Source organism: Desmonostoc vinosum, from assembly GCF_059505385.1.
The window spans coordinates 1-6,009 of sequence record NZ_JCACKM010000255.1 but is presented as its reverse complement, the minus strand read 5'-3'; the positions used below and the strand labels follow the sequence as shown (position 1 = coordinate 6,009).

General features: G+C 41.4%; 6 protein-coding genes. 4 read left to right on the top strand and 2 right to left on the bottom strand.

Annotation, left to right across the window (positions count from 1 at the left end; genetic code table 11):
• Positions 1-128: 128 nt before the first annotated feature.
• Positions 129-1,145 (top strand): DUF4351 domain-containing protein, encoded by a 1,017-nt coding sequence (locus AC5JMF_RS28315; RefSeq protein WP_495799041.1) that lies wholly within the window; start codon positions 129-131, stop codon positions 1,143-1,145.
• Between the two features lie 70 nt (positions 1,146-1,215).
• On the opposite strand, the gene aat is transcribed toward AC5JMF_RS28315, so the two are convergent.
• Complete coding sequence (gene aat / locus AC5JMF_RS28310) at positions 1,216-1,791, bottom strand: leucyl/phenylalanyl-tRNA--protein transferase (RefSeq protein ID WP_495799040.1); 576 nt, start codon at positions 1,789-1,791, stop codon at positions 1,216-1,218.
• A 136-nt stretch (positions 1,792-1,927) separates the two neighbouring features.
• Between aat and AC5JMF_RS28305 the strand changes: the two genes are divergently transcribed.
• Positions 1,928-2,257 (top strand): DUF8822 family protein, encoded by a 330-nt coding sequence (locus AC5JMF_RS28305; protein ID WP_495799039.1) that lies wholly within the window; start codon positions 1,928-1,930, stop codon positions 2,255-2,257.
• Positions 2,258-2,320: 63 nt separating this feature from the next.
• On the opposite strand, the gene rpsN is transcribed toward AC5JMF_RS28305, so the two are convergent.
• Positions 2,321-2,623 (bottom strand): 30S ribosomal protein S14, encoded by a 303-nt coding sequence (gene rpsN, locus AC5JMF_RS28300; RefSeq protein WP_495799038.1) that lies wholly within the window; start codon positions 2,621-2,623, stop codon positions 2,321-2,323.
• Positions 2,624-3,499: 876 nt separating this feature from the next.
• Here rpsN and AC5JMF_RS28295 point away from each other — a divergent pair.
• Positions 3,500-4,228 (top strand): LEVG family PEP-CTERM protein, encoded by a 729-nt coding sequence (locus AC5JMF_RS28295; RefSeq protein ID WP_495799037.1) that lies wholly within the window; start codon positions 3,500-3,502, stop codon positions 4,226-4,228.
• A gap of 226 nt (positions 4,229-4,454) precedes the next feature.
• Complete coding sequence (locus tag AC5JMF_RS28290; RefSeq protein WP_495799036.1) at positions 4,455-5,846, top strand: lysophospholipid acyltransferase family protein; 1,392 nt, start codon at positions 4,455-4,457, stop codon at positions 5,844-5,846.
• Positions 5,847-6,009: the final 163 nt, after the last annotated feature.

The window sequence follows — 6,009 nt, the reverse complement described above, 5'->3', positions numbered from 1 at the left end:
CCCTATCTCCGCGTCAGCCAAATCATAAGTCTTTAAACGGACATGATATCACTCAAGTCGGGAAACCCGCCCACGTGAGTGGCTCCCCAACCTACATGTGTTGCAAATTTTTTTTGAATTGTATCAGTATGAGTTTAGAAGAACTAGAAAGAGCAGATAATGATAGTCCCTGGAAAGAAATTTTAGAGGCTTACTTTCCCCAAGCTATACAGTTTTTCTTTCCCCAAACAGCAGCATTAATTAATTGGCAACGTCCCTACGAATTCCTCGATAAAGAATTTCAACAAATCGCCCGTGAAGCTGAATTTGGTCGTAGATATGCAGATAAACTTGTTAAAGTCTGGCAAATTCAAGGACAAGAAATTTGGCTATTAATTCATGTTGAAATCCAAGCAAAATCAGAAGACATTTTTGCACAAAGGATGTTTTCCTATAACCTGCGAATATTTGATAAGTTTGGGAAACCTGCTATTAGTTTAGCAATTTTGTGTGATGCTGACCCGACATGGCGACCAAATCAATATAGTTATAATTATCCCCATACCAAACTTAACTTTGAATTTGGTATCGTTAAGCTGCTAGATTATCAAAATCGTTGGACAGAATTAGAGAAAAGCGATAACCCATTTGCCACAGTGGTGATGGCCCATTTGAAGACACAGCAAACAACTAAAAAATTTACAGAACGTAAAACATGGAAATTTAGTTTAATTCGCCGATTATATGAATTAGGGTTACAGGAAAAAGATATTCGTAACCTATACCGATTTATTGATTGGGTTATGATTTTACCAAAAGCCTTAGAAGCAGAATTTTGGCAAGAGTTTAAACAATTTGAGCAGGAGCGTTCTATGAGCTACATTACGACAGGTGAGCGCATTGGCTACGAACGAGGCAAGGAAGAAGGTAAACAAGAAGGCAAACAAGAAGGTAGACAAGAAGGTAAACAAGAAGGCAGACAAGAACAAGCACAAAGACTCGTGCTACGACTACTACAAAGACGGGTAGGAGAGTTACCACAAGAGATTCAAAGACGTATTCAAATTCTTTCTCTAGAGCAATTAGAATTACTTGGAGAGGCTTTATTGGATTTTACGACTACAGTAGATTTACTTAATTGGTTAAGAGCAAATGCTACAATATAGAACTTCCTATAAAGATCACCCTCTGAGCTAAAATTGCGATTCACAAAAACACATCCACTAGAACTTTACATTACACAAATGAGCAAGGATGCATTATTGCCTGTTCGAGTAAAGCTTGATATTCTTCATCTCCAACGCCATAAGCCCCAAATCTTTCCAAATGGGGATTCATCATTTGGGCATCGAACAGTATAAATTCCTTAGCTTTCAATCTTTCTACCAACTTCACCATCGCTACTTTTGAGCCTTCGGGTATGCGGTAAAACATTGATTCGCCAATAAAAGCACCACCAATGACAATTCCTAAAATTCCCCCGGCTAGTTCGTCGCCTCGCCAAGTTTCAAAACTATAAGCAAAACCCGTCTGATATAGTAACCAATAAATCTTTTGTAACTCCTCTGAAATCCAAGTTGTTTCGCGGTTAGCACACCCAGCAACCACAGCTGCAAAGTCACGATTAATCGCCACAGTAAAACGTTCTTGATTGAGGACACGCTGCAAAGACTTAGGGTAGCGAAATCTCTCATCTAATGGAATCAAAGTTCGATCGCGACTTGCATACCATCCCAAGCGATCGCTGGCATCAGCCATGAGAAAATAGCCTTGAGCATAGCCTTGAATAATAGCGGCGACATCATATTGCATAGTTAACCAACAAACCCAAAAGCTCAAGAGGAACGCACTCTGCGAACCTCTGTCTTGAAAAGTTTCCTACAGAGGGTTTCCCTCCTTCAGAACTTTTCGCTGCGATTTCCTCAGCGTTACTCTGCGTTTAACAAAAATGACTGAACCAATTTCACCCATCACCTTACCCCCAGCTGAAAATCCGCAGCGAGAAGGTGAATGGCTACAAGAGTGTCTACTGCGGTGGCTGGATACAGAATTTATTCCGGAAACCGTCAATCATACAATTGCCCAACGCGCAGCACAAATTTTTGTCAGACAACGCATGGAAGGAGAAAACGACCTCGGTTCTTTAGTGATTGCCATCGTCACTGAGATGCAGGCGTTTGATTTTTCCAAAAGCTTCTATGGAGAGTTTGCGATCGCCAACGCCGTCAGCGATCTACTCTTAGAAAGTCTGGGAATTGATAAGTGTTGTGGGCAATAATTTTGTCATTTGTCATTTGTCCTTTGTCTGTTGTTCAGTTGCTAATGACCAATGACTTAATGACTACCAACTAGACTTAACCACTCCAGGTAAAAGACCTTCGTGTGCCCATTCTCGCAGAACGTTCCGAGACAGCCCAAAATCACGGTAAACACCTCTAGAACGACCAGTTACCCAACAACGGTTACGGCGGCGGCTAGGCGCACTATTGCGGGGTAGCTGTTGAATTTGCCGATGGATATCCAACTTATCAAGAGGAGATTCTGTTGTTCTAAACTCTTCTAACAGAGCTTCGCGCTTTTCAGCATACTTTGCTACCAACTTGGCGCGTTTTTTCTCGCGCTCAATCATACTCTTTTTGGCCATAAATTCCCTAATTATTTAAAGACAGCATTTTCCATTCTATCGGATGCATTCAAAAATTGAGAAAAAAGGTATCTAATTTAGGAAATAGGGAATCAAGAGGACGCGGGGACGGGGAGACACGAGGACGGGGAGACGCGGGGACGCGGGGAATAGATATTTGTTATACAAATTGGCAATTTGCAATTAAGAAAGTTCCATTTCACAAGGGTTCGAGCGTGTGTAAGCTAATAATCATTCAAATTGCATCCCCGCGTCTCCCCTTAAGCGCGTCCTCCGAAGTTTGCTCAACGGGGGGAACCCCCGCACGCAACTTCTCTCCGCGTCTTTCTGAGGCAAAGGATTATGCAAGTTAAAGGCAGATTAGCTTATCTGTCGCCTTCTTTTTCAAATTGGTATTATTCACCCCGCTTGCTACAACGGAGGGAATCTCAGCAGCGCACTATCTCCCCTACCTCCCAAAGGCAGATGTAGGTATTTTACATTCAGTCGGAAAAAGCCTAAAGCCTATTTTTCTGTTCCGAAGTCTTTCCCCGCGTCCCCGTGTCTCCTCGTCCCCCCGCCTCTTTCCCAATCCCCAATCCCCAAGATTTATTGTTTCTTAAAATTCTTTTATAAAAAACTTTTAATTCCTTAATAAGGATAACGTAAATACTTATTTTTCTTGACATTTTTCTGGAAAAGAAATGTAGCAAAAAAATACCGCTATTCAGTAATTATTCTATCAGTATTTATATTGAAAAACTTGCTAATAAAGATTGAATGAATATCAAATCCAAGTATATGCACTTAAGTAGATACTCAATTACTATGTGAACATACACGGAAAACAACACAAACCTTCGTTACCAAAATCATTACTAATCGCAGAAAAAGTCTATGAAAAAGTTTACTATTCTCTCTACAACACTCGCAGCATCAACTCTAACTTTAAGTTTAGTTGGTGGTGTCTCTAAAGCTAAAGCTGTTTCTTTAGTTCCTCCAATAGAAGGTGAAATTAAACTAACAAACGTTGCTTGTGTGACTGGTAGCTGTATCGATACCGCACCTTATGGTTATACAATCAGCAGCGAAAGTTACAATTCAAATTACTTACCAAGCTTGCTATTTAGTGACGATAGCGCAACCGCAAATAACTGGGGCTTTGGTATTGTATTCGGTCAACCAGATGCAGGTACTAATACAATTGCAGGTGAAAATTGGTTTCGTCCTGTAGCGCTCAAAAAGGATGGTAGTTTTCCTGAAAACGGTCAATTAGAGGTTGGTCAGTACAAATTTAACTTTGCAACAACAATTGCTGAATTACAACTACTGTTTTTTGACACCGAAGATACAGGCACAAGTATTTTGAGCTTAAATGGCAACCCTTATAACTCAACAGTTGCTCCAGGAGATAATGCCAATATGAAAAAAGTAACACTAACGAATGTAAATTCATTAGAACTGAAATTAGGGAATATTGGTGGAAAATTCGTTACTGGTGATGGGGTTCGTTTAGATATCAACAAAACTGTTCCTGAACCTGGTACAATTTTGAGCCTTGGAGCTATTGCAGTATCAGCTTTATTCGGCTTACAAAAACGTAAGAAATTCTCACAAGCAGTTTAATATTGATTGCGGTTACACTACAATTTATAATTCAAAATTTTTTTGAGTTAGACTGCTTATTTCTGAAAATCCTCAATCTCCTTTCCGGTAAATCCTTGTATTTCGCTTTTAATTGAGTAGATAGAATAACTAAAGTACAGAATTTAGTTATTCTTATTTACTCAATTTTTTTATTTGTCATGACACAGCTAAAATAGTGTCATACAAAACTTTTTTGGAGAGGGACTTGCCTAGATCAATTCACTCTACTCAACCACCACTGAAATTTATCCCCGAAAATTTTAATGTATACGTACTTCAGATTACTCAGTGGTTAGTACCGTTTTTGCTGCGATTCCGGACTCGTCCCTGGCTACCAGCTGGCATAGTTCGTATTGAAGCTAAAAATACTGAAGTATTAGCCCAGCTTTATCAGCAATTTCAGGCTGGCAAAATTCGCTTTTTGTTAGCATTTCGCCACCCAGAGGTAGAAGATCCTATGTGTATGCAGTATGTACTCTCCCGCCTCATACCCCAAGCTGCCCGCGAAGCAGGTATCGAGTTGAAATACCCGATTAGCAGCCACTTTCTCTATGATCGGGGTATGACATTGTGGGCTGGTGATTGGTTGGGTTGGCTATTTTCTCGGTTAGGTGGTGTACCGGTGCGTCGTGGTAGGCGACTAGACAGACAGGCTATCCAAACTGCACGAAATTTATTTGCTAATGGTAAATTACCGATCGCACTTGCACCCGAAGGAGGGAACAATGGCCACAGTGGCGTTGTCAGCCCCTTGGAACCTGGTGTTGCCCAAATGGGGTTTTGGTGCGTCGAAGACTTACAAAAAGCCAATCGTACCGAGACGGTAATGATTGTGCCTATCGGCATTGAGTATCGCTATGTTAAGCCACCTTGGTCAAGATTAGATTGGCTTTTACGCAAACTAGAAACAGATAGCGGCTTGCCGATGCTTGATCTTGATGACTCGACTATTCCCAACCAAGCAGAAATTTACACTCAACGTATCTGTCGGTTAGCTGAATATCTCATTACCGAGATGGAAGAATTTTATCGTCGCTTCTATCATCAAAATTTTAGCGAAACTCGCGACAAAACATTAACTGAGCGATTACATCATCTATTAAATAGAGCTTTACAAGTAGCTGAACAATATTTTGCACTCCAGCCCCAGGGAAATTTTATTGACCGTTGTCGGCGCTTAGAAGAAGCTGGCTGGAATTACATATACCGAGATGATTTGCCAGATATTAATGCTTTACCACCTTTCAAACGCGGTTTAGCAGATTGGATTGCCCAAGAAGCAGACCTGCGGATACGACACATGCGAATAGTAGAAAGTTTTGTAGCTGTCACAGCAACCTATATCAAGGAACAGCCAACTGTCGAAAGATTCGCAGAAACCGCACTACTGATGTTTGATATGCTTTCCCGCATTCAAGACACAACACTTCCTGGAAGACCCAGATTAGGCTTACGACAGGCACAAATTACAGTAGGTGAACCAATTTCTGTGACTGAACGCTGGTTAAATTCTCAAACAAACCGTCAAGCAACTAAGCAAGCTGTTAGCGATTTGACAAAAGACCTGCAATCTGAATTGGAGAGAATGATTCGTTAAAAAGAAGTAGGGAGTAGGGAGTGGGGAGTGGGGAGTGGGGAGTGGGGAGTGGGGGGATGAGGGGGATGAGGGAGATGAGGGAGATGAGGGAGAAATAACAAATGCTCATTCCCAGTCCCCAGTCCCCAGTCCCCAGTCCCCAGTCCCCAGTCCCCAGTCCCCA

What these genes read in the sequence shown, in the direction of transcription:
- AC5JMF_RS28315 (WP_495799041.1), top strand. Translation starts at nt 129, where the DNA reads ATGAGTTTAGAAGAACTAGAAAGAGCAGATAATGATAGTCCCTGGAAA.
- aat (WP_495799040.1), bottom strand. Translation starts at nt 1,791, where the DNA reads ATGCAATATGATGTCGCCGCTATTATTCAAGGCTATGCTCAAGGCTAT.
- AC5JMF_RS28305 (WP_495799039.1), top strand. Translation starts at nt 1,928, where the DNA reads ATGACTGAACCAATTTCACCCATCACCTTACCCCCAGCTGAAAATCCG.
- rpsN (WP_495799038.1), bottom strand. Translation starts at nt 2,623, where the DNA reads ATGGCCAAAAAGAGTATGATTGAGCGCGAGAAAAAACGCGCCAAGTTG.
- AC5JMF_RS28295 (WP_495799037.1), top strand. Translation starts at nt 3,500, where the DNA reads ATGAAAAAGTTTACTATTCTCTCTACAACACTCGCAGCATCAACTCTA.